This window comes from Pseudomonas sp. MN1F (assembly GCF_009391885.1).
GTDB lineage: Bacteria > Pseudomonadota > Gammaproteobacteria > Pseudomonadales > Pseudomonadaceae > Aquipseudomonas.
In genome coordinates this window covers 149,169-166,465 of record NZ_VZII01000058.1, presented here as the reverse complement: position 1 = coordinate 166,465, position 17,297 = coordinate 149,169, and the positions used below count along the sequence as shown (strand labels likewise).

The window sequence follows — 17,297 nt, the reverse complement described above, 5'->3', positions numbered from 1 at the left end:
TAAAAAAGCCGCCGCTGGATACCCAGCGGCGGCCTCTTGAACGTGCCGATGCCTTAGAACGGCATCTTGAAGCCCGGTGGCAATTGCATGCCAGCGGTCATGTTGCCCATCTTGTCCTGGCTATTCTGCTCGATCTTGCGTACGGCATCGTTCAGCGCAGCGGCGATCAGGTCTTCCAGCACTTCCTTGTCGTCTTCGTCGGTCGACATCAGGCTCTGGTCGATGCTGACACGCTTGACGTCGTGACGACCGGTCATCACCACGCTCACCAGGCCGCCACCAGACTGGCCGGTGACTTCGGCGTTGGCCAGCTCTTCCTGCATCTTCTGCATCTTTTCCTGCATTTGCTGGGCCTGCTTCATCAGGCCAGCCATGCCACCTTTCATCATGGGGTATACCTCGATTGGGTCATGTGATGCGGCCCGGCGAGGGGCCGGCCGCATGGTTATCGATTACTGGCCCTGGCTGACCAGGGCGTCTACAGGCTCAATAGTATCCTGTCGCACCGTGGCACCGAACTGCTTGATCATCTGCTGGATCAACGGATCCTGCTCGATCGACAGTACGGCGCCCTGCTGGCGCTCGGCACGCTTGCGCGACGCTGCCTGGGCCGGGGTTTCCTGCTCGGGGCGAATCAGCTCGATCCGCAGGTTCAAGGTGCGCCCCAGGTGCTGGTTGAGCGCCTCGTTCAGCCGGCGCTGCTGGGTGGAGTTGAACAGCGCGCCCTGGCCTGGGTCCAGGTGCAGCAGCCAGTCATCACCATCAGCGGCCATCAACGTACAGTTTGCAGCGATGTTGCCCGTCATGCCGGACACAGGCAACTGTGGGAATAATTCCAGCCATTGCAGGGCAAGGCCGGTCGCCGGCTGGGCAGCTGGCAGCGGCTCGGGCGCGGCGACAGGGGTTTCTTCCTCAACGTGTTCGGCCAGCTCGTCAAGATAACTGAAGCCTACCGGGTCGCTTTCGCCACCATAATAGTCCTCATCCATTGGCGGCTCGTCATCGCGATCCATACCAGCCGAAGCGTAGGCGGACGGGTCGAAGGGTGGCTCGTCGTAGACGGGCTGGGCGCTTTGCGCGGCAGCTACCGGGGCTGGGGCTGGCGCAGTTACAGGCTCGGGCGCGGGCGGCGCAGCTGGCTCCTCCCAGGGCAGGTCGATGACCTCCTCCACCGCCACCGGCTCAGGCGCGACAACTTCGGGCTCTGGCTCAGGCTCTGGTTCAGGCTCTGGTTCAGGCTCTGGCTCAGGAGCCGGTGCCATAACCGGCGCGACCTCGGCCTGCGGGGCCGGTGCCACGGGTGCAGGTTGCGCCGGCGCAGCGGCAGGCGCCTCGGCAGCAACGGCTGGTGCTGCCACCGGGGTTGCCGGATCAGCTGTGGCCTGGCTGATCCCCACTGGCTTTAGCACCGGCTTCGGCGCATCGTCGGTATCTGCCGGGCGGAACGCCAACATGCGCAGCAGGACCATTTCGAAACCGCCCCGCGGGTCTGGCGCCAACGGCAGGTCGCGGCGGCCGATCAAGCCCATCTGGTAGTAGAACTGCACATCTTCGGCCGGCAACGCCGAGGCCAGCGCCAGCACCCGGTCGCGATCGCCCTGGCCGTTGTCCACCGCCTCGGGCAGTGCCTGGGCGATGGCCACGCGGTGCAGGACGTTGAGCATTTCGGCCAGCACACCGCTCCAGTCCGGCCCCTGTTCGGCAAGGTTGCGCACCGCTTCGAGCAGCGCCCGCGCATCCCCTTCGAGCAGCGCCTGCAGCACGCCATAGACCTGGCCATGATCGAGGCTGCCGAGCATGGCGCGCACATCGGCCGCCAATACCTTGCCCTCGCCGAAGGCGATGGCCTGGTCAGTCAGGCTCATGGCATCACGCATCGAACCGTCGGCAGCACGGCCGAGCAGCCACAGGGCATCCGGCTCGAACGGCACATTTTCGGCCTGCAGCACGTGGCTCAGGTGCTCGACCACCCGCTCCGGGCTCATGTTCTTCAGCGAGAACTGCAGGCAGCGCGACAGGATGGTGGCCGGCAGCTTCTGCGGGTCGGTGGTGGCAAGGATGAACTTGACGTAGGGCGGCGGCTCTTCCAGCGTCTTGAGCAAGGCGTTGAACGAGTGAGTAGAGAGCATGTGCACTTCGTCGATCAGGTAGACCTTGAAGCGCCCACGGCTCGGTGCGTACTGCACGTTATCGAGCAGCTCACGGGTGTCTTCGACCTTGGTGCGGCTCGCCGCATCGATCTCGATCAGGTCGACGAAGCGGCCCTCGTCGATCTCCCGGCATACCGAGCAAGTGCCACAAGGCGTGGACGTAATGCCGGTCTCGCAGTTGAGGCATTTGGCGATGATCCGCGCAATGGTAGTCTTGCCCACACCCCGGGTACCGGTGAACAGGTAGGCGTGGTGCAGGCGCTGGTTGTCCAAGGCATTGATCAAGGCCTTGAGCACATGGGCCTGGCCGACCATTTCGCGGAACGAGCGCGGACGCCATTTACGTGCAAGAACCTGATAACTCATCGAAAAACCATCGCAGCCTGATCGAGCGGAAGATCGCTAATGCTAGCGGAGCGGGGGCAAAATTGCACCCTGCGCGGTTCGTCTAAGCTAAGCAACTGGCGCGCTGTTCAAGGAGGATGTGCATTGCGACGACTGCTGGCCCTGCTCTTGCTCTGGAGCACTCACAGCTTGGCGGACCTGCCGGTGCTGCGCTTTTCCGTTGCCGAGAGCTGGAGCATGCCGCTGGTGCGGGTCGAAGGCGGCCAGCCGGTGGAGGGCCTGGTGCTCGACCTTATCCAGGCATTGGCCCGGGAGGCCGGCGTGCGCCCGGAGTATCACGTGATGGCCCGCCTGCGCATGCAACAGGCGATGGACGCTGGCGATATCGATGTGCGCTGTTATGTAAGCAGCCAGTGGTTCAATGATCGGCCGGGGAATTTTGTCTGGAGCATTCCGTTGATTCTGCAACGTGATGTGCTGGTCGGGCGACCGGGCGACGCCGCCTTTGCCCTCCCCGAACAACTGCCCCCCAGGCGATCGGCACGGTGCTGGGGTATGCCTACGGCACGCTGGAGCCGCTGTTTGCCCAGGGGCGCCTGCTGCGCGAAGACAGCCGCAGCCAGCAACTGGCGCTGCAGAAGCTGCAGGTTGGGCGGTATCAGCATGCGGTGAGCAATGAGCTGTCGCTGCAGTGGTTCAACCAGGGCCTGCCAGCCGGGCAGCGCCTGCAGGTGCAGGCGGTGCTGGAGGAACAGGCGCTGGGGTGCATGGTGAGGAATGACCCGGCGATACCGACCCAGGGGGTTTTACGGGCCTTGGTGCGGATGAGGCAGTCGGGGGAAATTGAGCGGATTGTGCAGCGGTATGGGGCGACAGGGTATTCAGGGGAGATCTCGGTGGTCCAGCCTTGAGCCGAATTGGAAAACGACCGCCTGACAGCACCCCGAAACGCTAGCAACGACACAATATCAATGTGCCACTACCCAGTGTAGAGTTACGCACCCCCGACGCCCAGCGACGGGCGAGTACCGTATCCACACTAAGGAAAGTTGCATGTCCACCGTTCGAAATCTGACCGCTGCCGCATTGATAGCGCTGACCACTGGCTGTGCCACCGGCCTCAATTCGGTCCAGGAGTCGGAACTCGCTGGCTACCGCGCCAGAAACCTCTCGGTAGAAGAGAAAAAACCCGGGCTTGCCGCCGGCCTCGGCCTGCTTCCAGGTGGCGGATCGTTCTACGGTCGCGCTTACGGCTTTGGTGTGGTGAACCTGCTGTGCTGGCCGCTCTCCATCCTCTGGGACCCTGTCAGCGGGCATGACGCTGCAGAGATGATCAACTATCAAGCCACCAAGGCTCATATCGCAACACTGAAAAAACGCGAGATGGACGAACTGGATGCCCAACTGGAGACTGAAGCGATCGACATCAAGCGCTATGCGCTCGACAAACGCAGAATCGATGAGAAATACAACCTGTAAAGGTATCAGCCGGACAGCGCCGCACAGGCGGCGCTCGATCTCACAGGCGCTGAAGCTGTCGTGGCGAGCGCCTGCCAGCCCTTACACGATCACTTCCGCTCCATAGCCGTCACCAGCGCATCCGCCTGCCCACAGGCAATCTGCATCGCTCGCAAGCCATGCTGAAGCAATTGCCTAGTTTCTTCGTCCTCAATGCGCTCCAGCGCCCGCCGACTGTCGCTGTAGGCGAACATCAAGTAGTGGGAAACATTCATCAGCACGTATTCCATCGGGACAATGCCCTCGCTGATGGCGCGAGACAGGACCTTGCCTGGCTGCGGATCGAGATTATGGGGTGGATCAGGAACAATCTTTTTCATAACAGCTCCGTGTTGATTGTGCTGCGCTCCTCTTGCTTCCACGCATAAGGGTGGCAGCTGTACACGGGGTGGAAGACCAGGTACACGGCAAACCCGGCAGGTACGAATACCTCCCGCGCACAGCTGCCATAACGACAACCGCCAGTGTACTTGCTGGGCTTCCACACCCGATCGCTGAACCGACAGCGACCACAAAATGCTAAAGGGCAGGCTTCCCAGGGACAATCAGACGGGTGGCGACAGGTTGCGTAGGATAATTCTTCAGCAAATGAATGCGTGTAGGAGATTTCTCTTTTTAACCAAGGAGAATTCCAGGCACACGCTGCAGCCCTTGAAATATCGGAAAATCAAAGCCCCCGAGACTACAACCACATCCGAAGCGAACGATTTCCCCAAGAAAGGAAACAGAACAAAATAGCTGTACAGGCGCGCTCGCTATCGAACAAGGAAGCCTCATGCGTCAGGACGACCGTGACAATCTTGAACTCGACAGGCTTCTGATCGAGAACCACAAACTCAGAGCCGAAGCCAGTAAATTTCTGGCTGAAGCGAGCAAACTCAAACGGGAGACATTCTGGTATCCGTACGTAGTCGGCTCCGCCGCACTGGGGGCGATAGGCACAATCATCAGCCTCCTGACCAGATAACTACCAGCTAACCAGCTACAAGAGGAAGCTCATGCATCGGTCGATCCAGGAAATTCGCGAGCAATTCCACCATGATCTCGAGGCAATGGAAGAGGACATGCGCAGAGCCAGGAACGTATCCATATGGCAAGAGGTGCTGCCTTTCTGCCTGGGCGCAGGATTCACTTTGACCTTGATAGTTGTCGGCACATTGATCATGCGACACCTGTAGCCAAGTGATACAGAGGGGGATGAAACTAAAAGCAGGGCCAAATGAAGTTTTCCGACCCCGGAAATGGAGGCGGCCCCACCAGCCACACCCCGGCACTCGATGTTCCCGCTATGGCTGCTCCCTTCCGGGCCTGACCAGGTTAACGGGTAATCAATGCGGGGGGACCGATGGGGCCACCACTACGCGGCTCGCCAAGCAGCGAGCCGCGCCATTGTACCGGTCTGGGGCGAAGATACAACCTCTACGCACGAAAAAGTCATCATTTCTCAATGACTTGTCCGGGTTGCACGGCGACCTTCACCTTTAGACAGTGATGCCATGCCCCGCCAGGAAGGCAACGAAGGCATCCTCGTCCAGCACCTTCACCCCCAACTCACTGGCCTTGGCCAGTTTGGAGCCAGCACCAGGGCCGGCGACCACGCAGTGGGTCTTGCCAGACACCGAGCCGGCCACCTTGGCGCCCAAGCCCTCCAGCTTCTCTTTGGCGATGTCGCGACTGAAACGCTCCAGGGACCCCGTCAGCACCCACGTCTGGCCGGCGAGCGGCAGGCCTTCAGCCACCTTCTTCTCGCTGCTCCAGTGCATGCCGAAAGCCAACAACTGGGCCTCGATATCACGGGCCAGCTTCTGGTTGGCCTCATCCTTGAAGAATTCGCGCACCGCGTCGGCCTGCTTCGCCGCCAGCGCCTGACGCAGGTCGATGCCGTCAGCGGCGATGATCTTGTCCAGGCTATCGAGCTTGGCTGCCAGCTTCTCGGCGCCGGTCGGGCCGACCGAAGCGATGTCCAGCTTGGCGATCATGCCGGCAAGGGTCGTGCTGGCGGCGAATTCGGCGGCCAGCTCACCTTCGTCCTGCAACTGCATGCCGCTGGCCAGCAACTGCTCGATGACCTTACGGTTGTGCTCGTCCTCGAAGAAGTTGTGGATCTCGTAGGCGACCTCCAGGCCGATGTCCGGCAAGTAGGTCAGCACCTGTGGCAGCGCCTGCTGCACGCGGGCCAGGCTGCCCAGCGAACGGGCCAGGACCTTGGCGGTCTCCTCGCCGACATCGGGAATGCCCAAGGCATAGATGAAACGCGCCAGGCTCGGGCGCTTGCTGGCCTCGATGGCGTCCAGCAGCTTCTTGCTGGAAACCTCGGCAAAGCCCTCCAGGCCGACGATCTGATCGAACTCCAGCTTGTACAAGTCGGCGGGCGAGCTGATCAGCCCTTCATCCACCAGCTGCTCGACGCTTTTCTCGCCCAGGCCATCAATGTCCATGGCGCGGCGAGACACATAGTGAATGATTGCCTGCTTGAGCTGGGCAGCGCAGGCCAGGCGGCCGACGCAGCGGTACACCGCACCTTCACTGGTAGTTTCCTTGCCCTTGCTGCGCTTGACCAGCTGGGTACGTTCGACCTGGGAGCCACAGACCGGGCATTCGCTCGGCACGTGTACCGGACGGGCACCTTCGGGGCGGCGCTCGAGCACCACTTGCATGACCTGCGGGATCACGTCACCGGCACGGCGGATGATCACCGTGTCACCGATGCGCAGCCCCAGCCGGGCGATTTCGTCCATGTTGTGCAGGGTAGCGTTGGACACCGTCACGCCCGCCACCTTGACCGGTTTCAGGCGCGCCACCGGCGTGACCGCGCCGGTACGGCCGACCTGGAATTCCACGTCCAGCACTTCGGTGAGCTCTTCCATGGCCGGGAACTTATGGGCAATGGCCCACCGCGGTTCACGGGCGCGGAAGCCCAGCTCACGCTGGGCCGCCAGGCTATTGACCTTGAATACCACGCCGTCGATCTCGTACGGCAGGCTGTTGCGCCGTTCGCCGATGTCGCGGTAATAGGCCAGGCACTCTTCGATACCGGCCGCATGCCTGAGCTCTCGACTGATCGGCAGGCCCCACTGCTTGAGCTGCTCAAGGATGCCAATGTGGCTTTCGCCGATGCTCGCGGAGACCTGCCCGACGCCGTAGCAGCAGAATTCCAGCGGGCGGCTGGCGGTGATCTTCGAATCCAGCTGGCGCAGGCTGCCGGCAGCGGCGTTGCGCGGGTTGGCAAAAGTCTTGCCACCGGCTTCAGCCTGGGCGGCATTGAGGCGGTCGAAGCCGGCCTTGCTCATGTACACCTCACCACGCACTTCGAGCACGGCGGGCCAACCTTCACCGTGCAGCTTCAGCGGGATGTTGCGCACGGTACGCACGTTGGCGCTGATGTCCTCGCCGGTGGTGCCGTCGCCCCGAGTGGCGCCCTGCACCAGCTGGCCGTTACGATAGAGCAGGCTCACCGCCAGGCCATCGAGCTTCGGCTCGCAACTGAAGTCCACCGTGCCGGGCTGGTCGAGCCCATCGACCACGCGGCGGCCGAACTCACGCAGGTCGGCCTCCTCGAAGGCGTTGCCCAGGCTGAGCATCGGCACTTCGTGGCGAACCTGGCTGAAGGCCGCCAGGGCAGCACCACCGACACGCTGGGTAGGCGAGTCAGGGGTCACCAGGTGCGGGTGCTCGGCTTCGAGCGCCTTGAGCTCATTGAACAGGCGGTCGTACTCGGCATCGGGCACGCTCGGCTCGTCGAGCACGTAGTAGCGGTAGTTGTGCTGATCAAGCTCGGCGCGCAGTTCGTGGATTCGGGTTTCGGCGGTCATTCTTCAGGTTCTCTTGCAAAGCAAAAGAGCAGCCCAGGGCTGCTCTTGCGCTTGAAACAGGGTGGGCGAGACCGAGGCCAGGTCCGCCCACTTGGGCAAATCAGCGCTTCTGGGTCAGCGCACGGCGCTCGAATTCGACGATGCGCTGGCGGTAGTGCTCGATGGTCTGGGCGGTCAGCACGCTGCGCTGGTCGTCCTTCAGTTCGCCATTGAGCTCGTGGGCCAGCTTGCGCGCTGCCGCCACCATCACGTCGAAGGCCTGCTTAGGATGACGCGGGCCTGGCAGGCCAAGGAAGAAGCTCACCGCACGGGTGCTGAAGTGGTCGATGTCGTCCAGGTCGAAGATGCCAGGCTTGACCGCGTTGGCCATGGAGAACAGCACTTCACCGTGACCGGCCATGCTTTCGTGGCGGTGGAAGATATCCATCTCGCCAAAACGCAGGCCGCTTTCGAGAATGTTCTGCAGCAGGGCCGGGCCCTTGAAGCCACCTTCGTCGCGGGAAATCACGCTGATCACCAGCACTTCCTCGACCGGTGGCAACTCCTTGGCTGCATTGCCAGTGGCCGCAAAGCCGCTGCTGCGGGTGTTGTCGGCAGTGAAATCTTCGTCGGCATCGGCGAACAGGTCGGGCTCGCGCGGCTCGGCGGCCAGGTTCAGGTCGCCCTGCTGCTGCGCTTCGGCCACACGCTTGCCGCGCTTGCTGGCCTTGGCCGGCTTCGGCTCGCGCTCACGTTCGCGCGCTGGTGCACTGACCGAGGGCAGGTCGGTCTCGTCCAGTTCAGGCTCCTTCTGGGCATCCAGCACCCGCGACGGGCCAAGCACCTCAGCGCTACCCTCCTCGTCCGGCAGGTTGGAATAACTGCGATCCAGACGGAATTTCAGCTTGCCTTTCCCGCCGCGCATGCGGCGCCAGCCGTCGAAAAGAATACCGGCGATGACTATGACGCCGATGACGATCAGCCACTCGCGCAGACCGATTTCCATGTAATCCCGTGCCTCTATAAAAATATGCTTGAAAACAAAGGGTTCAAAGCCCTTTAACACGTGGCGCCAACTCTATGTTCTGACAGGCGTTTTACCCACGCAAAAAAACGAGTGACATTAAGCTAGCACGACCAAAGACAACTTTACACCGTCTGTCGCACATGACAGGGGCATTTGCCTACGCTTTTCGCCCTATCTTCGCTCATCAGGCGTCCACCATGGCCAGGGCCTCCTCCACATCAACTGCAACAAGACGTGAACAACCGGGCTCATGCATGGTCACCCCCATCAATTGATCCGCCATCTCCATGGCAATCTTGTTATGGGTGATGTAGATGAACTGCACGCTTTCACTCATTTCCTTGACCAGCCGGGCGTACCGCCCGACGTTGGCATCGTCCAGCGGCGCATCGACTTCGTCGAGCATGCAGAACGGTGCGGGGTTCAACTTGAAGATGGCAAACACCAGCGCCAATGCAGTCAGTGCCTTCTCGCCGCCGGACAGCAGATGGATGGTGCTGTTCTTCTTGCCCGGCGGACGCGCCATGATCGTCACCCCTGTATCGAGTAGATCTTCGCCCGTCAGTTCCAGATAAGCGCTGCCACCACCGAAAACTTTTGGAAAAAGTGCCTGTAATCCGGCATTTATCTGATCAAAGGTATCCTTGAAGCGGTTGCGGGTTTCCTTGTCGATCTTGCGGATGACGTTTTCCAGGGTGTCCAGGGCCTCGACCAGGTCGGCGTCCTGGGCGTCCAGGTAACTCTTGCGCTCGGACTGCTGCTCGTACTCCTCGATGGCCGCCAGGTTGATCGCACCCAGGCGCTGGATGCGGCCTTCGATCTGCTCCAGCTCCTGCTCGGTGCCCTGCTCGCTGGCATCGGCCTCGACGGTGGCGAGCACGCCCTGCAAATCGTAGCCGTCGGCCAGCAATTGTTCCTGTAGGGTTTTTCGACGGATATCCAGGCCCTGGTTTTCCAGGCGCATCTGCTCCAGCTGGCCACGCAGCAGCTGGGCTTGCTGCTCGGCCTGGGTGCGGCGCTTTTCGGCATCGCGCAGTGCGCGGTCGGCTTCATCCATGTGCAGGCGCGCCAGGCGCATTTCTTCGTCGACGCTCATGCGCCGCTCCAGCAACTCTTCGAGCTTCAGGCGCAGTTCTTCGAGCGGAGCCTCACCTTCTTCCAGGTTCAGGCTCAACTGCTCCTGGCGCTCGCTCAGGCGTACGGCCTGCTGCTCCAGGCGCTCCAGAGCCTGACGGGTGGAGTCGTGCTGCGCACGCAGCGAGCCCAGACGCACGGCCAGTTGGTGGGCATGATCCTTGTGCTGGCGGGCTTCCTGGCGAATGCGATCAAGGCCTTCGCGCAGGGTGTCGCGGCGCGCCATCAACTGTTCGCGCTGCTCGGTGTCCTGGGCCATCAGGTCCAGAGCTTCTTGCAGCACCAGGCGCGCCTCGCCCAACTGCTCCTGCTCCAGGGCACGCTGCTCCTGAAGCTCGGTCAGCTCTTCCTGCAGGCGGCGGCGGCGTAGCTCTACCTGCTCGGCACGGGCACGGCCGGCGGACAGGCTGGCCTTGAGTTCACCGTGCTGGCGGCTTTCTTCCTGGGTGCGGCGGCGCAGTTGCTCACGCTGTTCTTCCAGGTCCAGCTGCTGCTCGCGGGCCGCCTGAAGCTGCTGCTCCAGCTGCCCCAGCGCGTCTTCAAACTCCAACTGCTCCTGCCCCAGGCGTTCGATTTCCTGGCCACGGGCGAGCACGCCGCCCTGGGCCTCGCCACCCCGGCTGACGCGCAGGAAATGGCGACCGACCCAGTAGCCATCGCGGCTCACCAGGCTCTGCCCTTCGCCCAGGGCTGCACGCCGTGCCAGGGCCTCGGCAAGGTCTTCGACCGGCTGCACCTGGCCCAGCCATGGGGCCAGATCGATGCGCCCTTCAACCTTGTCGAGCAGGCTGCCGGGCTGACGCTCGCCGCCCCCCGCTGCCAGCAACAGGCGTAGCTCGCCCTGCTCCAGGCCGTGGAAATCCAGCCCGGCAAAATCGTCCAGCAGCACGGCCTGCAAGTCGGCACCGAGCACAGTTTCCACCGCCAGCTCCCAACCCGGCTCTACGCGCAGCCCCTCAGCCAGGCGCGGGCGCTGCTCCAGGCCTTGCTCGCGCAGCCAGTCGGCGGCGCCGACGCCAGGCTCCAGCGCGGCCTGCTGCAGCGCCTCCAACGAGGCCAGGCGGCCGCCGAGGCGCTGCAGGTCGCCCTGCTGCTGTTGCTGGGCACTGGTCGCTTGCTGCAGTTGCTCGCGCACGCTTTCAAGGCGCTCGACCACCTGCTCCTCCGACAACTGCAACTCCTCCAGCAGCATCTCGCTGCTGGCCAGTTGCTCGGCGAGTTCAAGCAATGAGCCATCCTGTGGTTCAGCACCCAGCTGCTCGCCCTCCTCGACCAGCTTGCGCTGGCGCTCGGCAATGCGTTCCAGGCTGGCCTCCAGCTGCTGCAGGCGCGCCTGCTGCACTTCGGCCTGGCGCCGCGGCTCGGCAGAGCGGGTATTGAAACCGTCCCATTGCTCCTGCCAGGCGTGCATGCCCAGCTCGGCCTCTTCAAGGGTGGCGGCAGCCTCTTCGGCGGCGGCCAGGGTCATTTCCTGCTCCGGCTCAAGCATGGCCAGCTCTTCACCCAGGGTGGCCAGCAGGGTGCGGTCATGGCCCAGGTGCGATTCGGTTTCCTGGCGGGTGCGCTCGGCCTCCTTGAAGTCGTCCTGCAACTGGCGCAGGCGCTGCTGGCCGTGCTGGATGCTCTGTTCTACCCGGGCGATGTCACCGGCCACCGAATAGAAGCGGCCCTGCACCTGGTTGAAGCGCTCTGACAATTCATGGTGACCGTCGCGCAGGCGCTCGATGCTGGCATCGGCATTGCGCTGCTCGGCAACCAGCGCCTCGTGGGCGATGTCCTGGTCGCCGATCGCGCTCTCGCGCTGGCGCACACGCTCGTCCAGGTCGCGCCAGCGCAGGGCCGACAGGCGCGCCTTGAGCTGGCGCTCAAGGGCCTTGTATTCGCGGTACTTCTCGGCGGCCTGAGCCTGGCGGTGCAGGCGTTCGAGCTGGCGCTCCAGCTCTTCGCGCAGGTCGGTCAGGCGCGCCAGGTTCTCCTGGGTGCGACGGATGCGGCTTTCGGTCTCGCGGCGGCGCTCCTTGTACTTGGAGATGCCGGCCGCTTCTTCGATGAAGTTGCGCAGTTCCTCGGGCTTGGCCTCGATCAGCTTGGAGATCATGCCCTGCTCGATGATCGAGTAGCTGCGCGGGCCCAGGCCGGTGCCGAGGAAGATGTCGGTGATGTCCCGACGGCGGCATTTGGTGCCGTTCAGGTAATAGCTGTTCTGCCCGTCGCGGGTGACCTTGCGGCGGATGGAAATCTCGGCATAGGCGGCATATTCACCCAGCAAGGTGGTTTCGCTGTTGTCGAACACCAGCTCGATGCTGGCCTGGCTCACCGGCTTGCGACTGGTGGAGCCGTTGAAGATAACGTCGGTCATCGACTCGCCGCGCAGGTTTTTCGCCGAACTCTCGCCCATCACCCAGCGCACCGCGTCGATGATGTTGGACTTGCCGCAGCCGTTGGGGCCGACCACCGCCGCCATGTTGCTGGGGAAATTGACCGTGGTCGGGTCGACGAACGACTTGAACCCGGCCAGGCGAATGCACTTCAGGCGCATCGGTCAGCCCCGGGCCAGCGCCGCCAGCACCAGTTCGCAGCTGCGCTGGCCATAGGCGGTGAGCACCTCGCGGATGCGCGACAGGTCACGGGCAACCACGGCTTCAAGCAGGCGGGCGAACAGGTCGAGGTAGTCGTCCATGTTGGCCTGGCGCTGATCCAGGGCCAGGTAGTAGGCGCGGCTCATGGCCGGCTGCAGGTTTTCCACGGTTTCCTGCAGATAGGGGTTGTCAGCGAAGGGGTAGGCAGCGCGCATCACCGCGAAGCTCTCGGCGACGAACTCCTTGATGTCCTGGCGATCGCGAGCCTGCTGCAGGCGCTGCTGGATGTCCAGAAACGGGCGCAGGTCGGCTTCCAGGCGCCATTTCTGGGCAACGGCGTTGCCCAGCAGGATGTAGAACTCGCCCATCAGGGTGCACAGGCTGCGCACGCTGCGCTCGTCCAGTTCGGTGACATGGGCGCCACGTCGCGGCAGGATCGCGACCAGATGGCGACGTTCGAGGATCAACAACGCTTCGCGCACCGAACCGCGGCTGACACTGAGGGCCTGGGTCACCTTCTGTTCCTGGATACGCTCACCCGGCGCAAGCTCGCCGCGGATAATGCGTTCGGCCAGGTAGTCGGCAATCTGCTCGGAGAGGCTGTCCGGCGCCTTGAACGTCATGGTTTTCCTTCAAAATCATTGAACTGGGCACAAGGGAGCGATTGTAGCGCACTTGCCCAGCGCGCGCGCAGAGGGACGCGGCGCTTTATTTGACCTGCCGGGCTGCCAGCGACACGGCGCGATCTATGCTTGTGATATAGGCACTGCATTCGGCTGGGCGTCGGCATGCGCATTTTCCTGACCTTTGAGTCAGAAAAATATTGACCACTGCAACAGGTCTGCTTATTGTCCGCCCAACAACAATAAAACCATTGCGAGGCCATCCCCGTGATCCAGTTTCTCGTCAACCAGGAGCTGCGTAGTGAGCATGCCCTGGACCCGAACATGACGGTGCTGCAGTACCTGCGCGAGCACCTGGGCAAACCCGGCACCAAAGAAGGCTGTGCCAGTGGCGACTGTGGTGCCTGCACCGTGGTGGTCGGCGAACTTGTACAGGACGACCAGGGCGAGGACAGCCTGCGCTACCGCAGCCTGAACGCCTGCCTGACCTTCGTCTCCTCCTTGCACGGCAAGCAGCTGATCAGCGTCGAAGGCCTCAAGCACAACGGCCAACTGCACAGCGTGCAGCAGGCCATGGCCGATTGCCATGGCTCGCAATGCGGCTTCTGCACCCCGGGTTTCGTCATGTCGCTGTTCGCCTTGCAGAAGAACAGCCAGGGCGCCGACCTGCATCAGGCCCAGGAAGCCCTGGCCGGCAACCTGTGCCGCTGCACTGGCTATCGCCCGATCCTCGACGCCGCCGAGCAGAGCTGCCGCCAGCCCTGCCGCGACCAGTTCGACGCCCAGCAGGGGCAGACCATCGCCCGCCTCAAGGCCATCGCCCCAACCCAGACCGGCGAACTCAACAGTGGCGACAAGCGCTGCCTGGTGCCGCTGACCGTCGCCGACCTGGCCGACCTGTACAGCTCGCACCCTGAAGCCCGGCTGCTGGCCGGTGGTACCGACCTGGCGCTGGAAGTCACCCAGTTCCACAAGACCCTGCCGGTGATGATCTACGTTGGCCACGTCGCCGAACTCAAGCGCATCGACAAGACCGCCAGCCACCTGGAAATCGGCGCCGCCACCTCGCTCACCGATTGCTACGGCGCCCTCAACGAGGAATACCCGGACTTCGGCGACCTGCTGCACCGCTTCGCCTCGCTGCAGATCCGCAACCAGGGCACCCTCGGCGGCAACATCGGCAACGCCTCGCCAATCGGCGACTCGCCACCCCTGCTGATCGCCCTGGATGCGCAGGTGGTCCTGCGCCAGGGCGAGCGCCAGCGGGTGATGCCGCTGGAAGACTACTTCATCGACTACCGCATCACTGCCCGCCAGGACAGCGAGTTCATCGAGAAGATCATCGTGCCACGCGCCAGCAACGACTGGGCCTTCCGCGCCTATAAAGTGTCCAAACGCCTGGACGACGACATTTCCGCCGTATGCGGTGCCTTCAACCTGAGCATCGAAGACGGCGTGGTCAGCGGCGTGCGCATCGCCTTCGGCGGCATGGCAGCCATCCCCAAGCGCGCCCGCGCCTGCGAAGCCGCCTTGCGCGGCAAGCCGTGGAACCAGGCCAGCATCGAGCGTGCCTGCCAGGCCCTGGCCGAAGACTTCACCCCGCTCAGCGACTTCCGCGCCAGCAAGGAATACCGCCTGCTGACCGCGCAGAACCTGCTGCGCAAGTACTTCATCGAACAGCAAACGCCCTACATCGAGACCCGGGTGACCGACTATGTCTAACCATCACGTAGCCAAGAGCCAGGCCGAGATGGCCGAACTGTTCAGCCAGGACCTGACCACCGGGGTCGGCCGCAGCGTCAAACACGACAGTGCCGACAAGCATGTGTCGGGCGAAGCGCTGTACATCGACGACCGCCTGGAATTCCCCAACCAGCTGCACGTCTATGCGCGCACCGCAGACCGCGCCCATGCGCGCATCCTGCGCATCGACACCACGCCCTGCTACGCCTTCGAAGGCGTGCGCATCGCCATCACCCACGAAGACATCCCGGGCCTGAAGGACATCGGCCCGGTGGCCGCCGGCGACCCGCTGCTGGCCATCGACAAGGTCGAGTTCTTCGGCCAGCCGGTGCTCGCCGTGGCGGCCCGCGACCTCGACACCGCCCGCCGTGCGGCGATGGCCGCCATCGTCGAGTACGAAGACCTGGAGCCGGTGCTGGACGTGGTCGAGGCGCTGCGCAAGAAACATTTCGTGCTCGACAGCCACACCCACCAGCGCGGCGATTCGGCCGCCGCCCTGGCCAGCGCCCCGCACCGCCTGCAAGGCACCCTGCACATCGGTGGCCAGGAGCACTTCTACCTGGAAACCCAGATCTCCTCGGTGATGCCCACCGAGGATGGCGGCATGATCGTCTACTGCTCCACGCAGAACCCTACTGAAGTGCAGAAGCTGGTCGCCGAAGTGCTCGACGTGCCGATGAACAAGGTGGTGCTGGACATGCGCCGCATGGGCGGCGGCTTCGGCGGCAAGGAAACCCAGGCAGCCAGCCCGGCCTGCCTGTGCGCGGTGATCGCACGCCTGACCGGCCAACCGACCAAGATGCGCCTGCCGCGGGTCGAAGACATGACCATGACCGGCAAGCGCCACCCGTTCTACGTGGAGTACGACGTCGGCTTCGACGATGACGGCCGCCTGCACGGCATCAACCTCGAGCTGGCCGGCAACTGCGGCTACTCGCCCGACCTGTCCGGTTCGATCGTCGACCGCGCGATGTTCCACTCCGACAACGCCTACTACCTGGGCGATGCCACCGTACACGGCCACCGCTGCAAGACCAACACCGCCTCCAACACCGCCTACCGCGGCTTCGGCGGCCCGCAGGGGATGGTCGCCATCGAGCAGGTGATGGACCACATCGCCCGTCACCTGGGCCGCGACCCACTGGCCGTGCGCAAGGCCAACTATTACGGCAAGACCGAACGCAACGTCACCCACTACTACCAGACCGTCGAGCACAACATGCTCGAGGAGATGACCGCGGAACTGGAAGCCAGCAGCGACTACGCCGAACGCCGCGAATCGATCCGCCGCTTCAACGCCAACAGCCCGGTCCTGAAGAAGGGCCTGGCGCTGACCCCGGTCAAGTTCGGTATCTCGTTCACCGCCACTTTCCTCAACCAGGCCGGTGCGCTGATCCACATCTACACCGACGGCAGCATTCACCTGAACCACGGCGGCACCGAGATGGGCCAGGGCCTGAACACCAAGGTGGCACAGGTGGTGGCGCAGGTCTTCCAGGTCGATTTCAGCCGCATCCAGATCACCGCCACCAACACCGACAAGGTGCCCAACACTTCGCCGACCGCGGCTTCGAGTGGCGCCGACCTGAACGGCAAGGCCGCGCAGAACGCTGCCGAAATCCTCAAGAAGCGCCTCACCGAGTTTGCCGCGCGGCACTACCAGGTGACCGAGGAAGACGTCGAGTTCCGCAATGGCCATGTGCGCGTGCGCGACCAGATCGTCAGCTTCGAGCAGCTGGTACAGCAGGCGTACTTCGCCCAGGTATCGCTGTCGACCACCGGCTTCTACCGCACGCCGAAGATCTACTACGACCGCAGCCAGGCACGCGGCCGGCCGTTCTACTACTTCGCCTTCGGCGCTGCCTGCGTGGAGGTGATCGTCGACACCCTGACCGGCGAGTACAAGATGCTGCGCGCCGACATCCTGCATGACGTGGGTGATTCGTTGAACCCGGCCATCGACATCGGCCAGGTCGAAGGCGGCTTCATCCAGGGCATGGGCTGGCTGACCACCGAAGAGCTGGTGTGGAACGCCAAGGGCAAGCTGATGACCAACGGCCCGGCCAGCTACAAGATCCCGGCGGTGGCCGACATGCCGCTGGACCTGCGGGTGAAGCTGGTGGAGAACCGCAAGAACCCGGAAGACACCGTGTTCCACTCCAAGGCCGTGGGCGAACCGCCGTTCATGCTCGGCATCGCCGCCTGGTGCGCGCTCAAGGACGCCGTGGCCAGCATCGCCGACTACCGCGTGCAGCCACAGGTGGATGCGCCGGCGACGCCGGAGCGGGTGTTGTGGGGTTGCGAGCAGATGCGCAAGGCGGTGGCCCAGCAGCAACCGACTGAACAGGAACTGGAAATCGTCACCCACTGACAACGCAGGCCCCTGT

At 63.5% G+C, this 17,297-nt stretch carries 11 protein-coding genes, 1 other RNA gene and 1 pseudogene; 5 read left to right on the top strand and 8 right to left on the bottom strand.

Translation table 11 applies throughout. The features are described 5' to 3' along the window. Positions 1 to 53: 53 nt before the first annotated feature. The gene (locus F6X59_RS25770; RefSeq protein WP_027921266.1) at positions 54 to 389 is read right to left on the bottom strand and encodes a YbaB/EbfC family nucleoid-associated protein; all 336 of its coding nucleotides are present in this window, start codon (positions 387 to 389) and stop codon (positions 54 to 56) included. Positions 390 to 452: 63 nt separating this feature from the next. Beyond that, a complete protein-coding gene (dnaX, locus tag F6X59_RS25765; protein ID WP_152958911.1) occupies positions 453 to 2,516 on the bottom strand; it encodes a DNA polymerase III subunit gamma/tau in 2,064 nt (687 codons plus the stop codon). Positions 2,517 to 2,639: 123 nt separating this feature from the next. On the opposite strand from dnaX, the pseudogene F6X59_RS25760 reads away from it, so the two are divergent. Both F6X59_RS25760 and F6X59_RS25755 read left to right on the top strand, forming a co-directional pair. After that, positions 2,640 to 3,406, top strand: a pseudogene (locus tag F6X59_RS25760) (substrate-binding periplasmic protein). 142 nt (positions 3,407 to 3,548) lie between these two features. Continuing rightward, complete coding sequence (locus F6X59_RS25755) at positions 3,549 to 3,974, top strand: hypothetical protein (protein WP_152958910.1); 426 nt, start codon at positions 3,549 to 3,551, stop codon at positions 3,972 to 3,974. Between the two features lie 89 nt (positions 3,975 to 4,063). Here F6X59_RS25755 and F6X59_RS25750 read toward each other — a convergent pair whose 3' ends face one another. Beyond that, a complete protein-coding gene (locus tag F6X59_RS25750) occupies positions 4,064 to 4,333 on the bottom strand; it encodes a hypothetical protein (protein ID WP_152958909.1) in 270 nt (89 codons plus the stop codon). A 455-nt stretch (positions 4,334 to 4,788) separates the two neighbouring features. On the opposite strand from F6X59_RS25750, the gene F6X59_RS25745 reads away from it, so the two are divergent. Continuing rightward, positions 4,789 to 4,980, top strand: coding sequence for a hypothetical protein (locus F6X59_RS25745; protein ID WP_152958908.1), 192 nt, complete (start codon positions 4,789 to 4,791; stop codon positions 4,978 to 4,980). Positions 4,981 to 5,264: 284 nt separating this feature from the next. Here F6X59_RS25745 and ffs read toward each other — a convergent pair. From ffs to F6X59_RS25720, 5 genes are all read right to left on the bottom strand, one after another. Continuing rightward, positions 5,265 to 5,361, bottom strand: an RNA gene (ffs, locus tag F6X59_RS25740) — signal recognition particle sRNA small type. A 133-nt stretch (positions 5,362 to 5,494) separates the two neighbouring features. Beyond that, the gene (gene ligA, locus F6X59_RS25735) at positions 5,495 to 7,825 is read right to left on the bottom strand and encodes an NAD-dependent DNA ligase LigA (RefSeq protein WP_152958907.1); all 2,331 of its coding nucleotides are present in this window, start codon (positions 7,823 to 7,825) and stop codon (positions 5,495 to 5,497) included. 100 nt (positions 7,826 to 7,925) lie between these two features. After that, a complete protein-coding gene (zipA, locus tag F6X59_RS25730) occupies positions 7,926 to 8,810 on the bottom strand; it encodes a cell division protein ZipA (protein WP_152958906.1) in 885 nt (294 codons plus the stop codon). A 205-nt stretch (positions 8,811 to 9,015) separates the two neighbouring features. After that, on the bottom strand, positions 9,016 to 12,504 hold the full coding sequence (gene smc, locus F6X59_RS25725; protein WP_152958905.1) for a chromosome segregation protein SMC: 3,489 nt from the start codon (positions 12,502 to 12,504) through the stop codon (positions 9,016 to 9,018). A gap of 3 nt (positions 12,505 to 12,507) precedes the next feature. Beyond that, the gene (locus tag F6X59_RS25720; protein ID WP_152958904.1) at positions 12,508 to 13,167 is read right to left on the bottom strand and encodes a GntR family transcriptional regulator; all 660 of its coding nucleotides are present in this window, start codon (positions 13,165 to 13,167) and stop codon (positions 12,508 to 12,510) included. Positions 13,168 to 13,434: 267 nt separating this feature from the next. Between F6X59_RS25720 and xdhA the strand changes: the two genes are divergently transcribed. Together xdhA and xdhB are read left to right on the top strand one after the other, a co-directional pair. Continuing rightward, positions 13,435 to 14,889 (top strand): xanthine dehydrogenase small subunit, encoded by a 1,455-nt coding sequence (xdhA, locus tag F6X59_RS25715; protein WP_372240540.1) that lies wholly within the window; start codon positions 13,435 to 13,437, stop codon positions 14,887 to 14,889. Further along, positions 14,882 to 17,281: a xanthine dehydrogenase molybdopterin binding subunit gene (gene xdhB / locus F6X59_RS25710; RefSeq protein ID WP_152958903.1), complete on the top strand. Its 2,400-nt coding sequence runs from the start codon at positions 14,882 to 14,884 to the stop codon at positions 17,279 to 17,281. The genes xdhA and xdhB overlap by 8 nt, the downstream gene beginning before the upstream one ends. Positions 17,282 to 17,297 lie beyond the last annotated feature (16 nt).

Bases quoted from the DNA above. Each gene is read 5' to 3' on its own strand.
- F6X59_RS25770 (WP_027921266.1), bottom strand. From the start codon at position 389: ATGATGAAAGGTGGCATGGCTGGCCTGATGAAGCAGGCCCAGCAAATG.
- dnaX (WP_152958911.1), bottom strand. From the start codon at position 2,516: ATGAGTTATCAGGTTCTTGCACGTAAATGGCGTCCGCGCTCGTTCCGC.
- F6X59_RS25755 (WP_152958910.1), top strand. From the start codon at position 3,549: ATGTCCACCGTTCGAAATCTGACCGCTGCCGCATTGATAGCGCTGACC.
- F6X59_RS25750 (WP_152958909.1), bottom strand. From the start codon at position 4,333: ATGAAAAAGATTGTTCCTGATCCACCCCATAATCTCGATCCGCAGCCA.
- F6X59_RS25745 (WP_152958908.1), top strand. From the start codon at position 4,789: ATGCGTCAGGACGACCGTGACAATCTTGAACTCGACAGGCTTCTGATC.
- ligA (WP_152958907.1), bottom strand. From the start codon at position 7,825: ATGACCGCCGAAACCCGAATCCACGAACTGCGCGCCGAGCTTGATCAG.
- zipA (WP_152958906.1), bottom strand. From the start codon at position 8,810: ATGGAAATCGGTCTGCGCGAGTGGCTGATCGTCATCGGCGTCATAGTC.
- smc (WP_152958905.1), bottom strand. From the start codon at position 12,504: ATGCGCCTGAAGTGCATTCGCCTGGCCGGGTTCAAGTCGTTCGTCGAC.
- F6X59_RS25720 (WP_152958904.1), bottom strand. From the start codon at position 13,167: ATGACGTTCAAGGCGCCGGACAGCCTCTCCGAGCAGATTGCCGACTAC.
- xdhB (WP_152958903.1), top strand. From the start codon at position 14,882: ATGTCTAACCATCACGTAGCCAAGAGCCAGGCCGAGATGGCCGAACTG.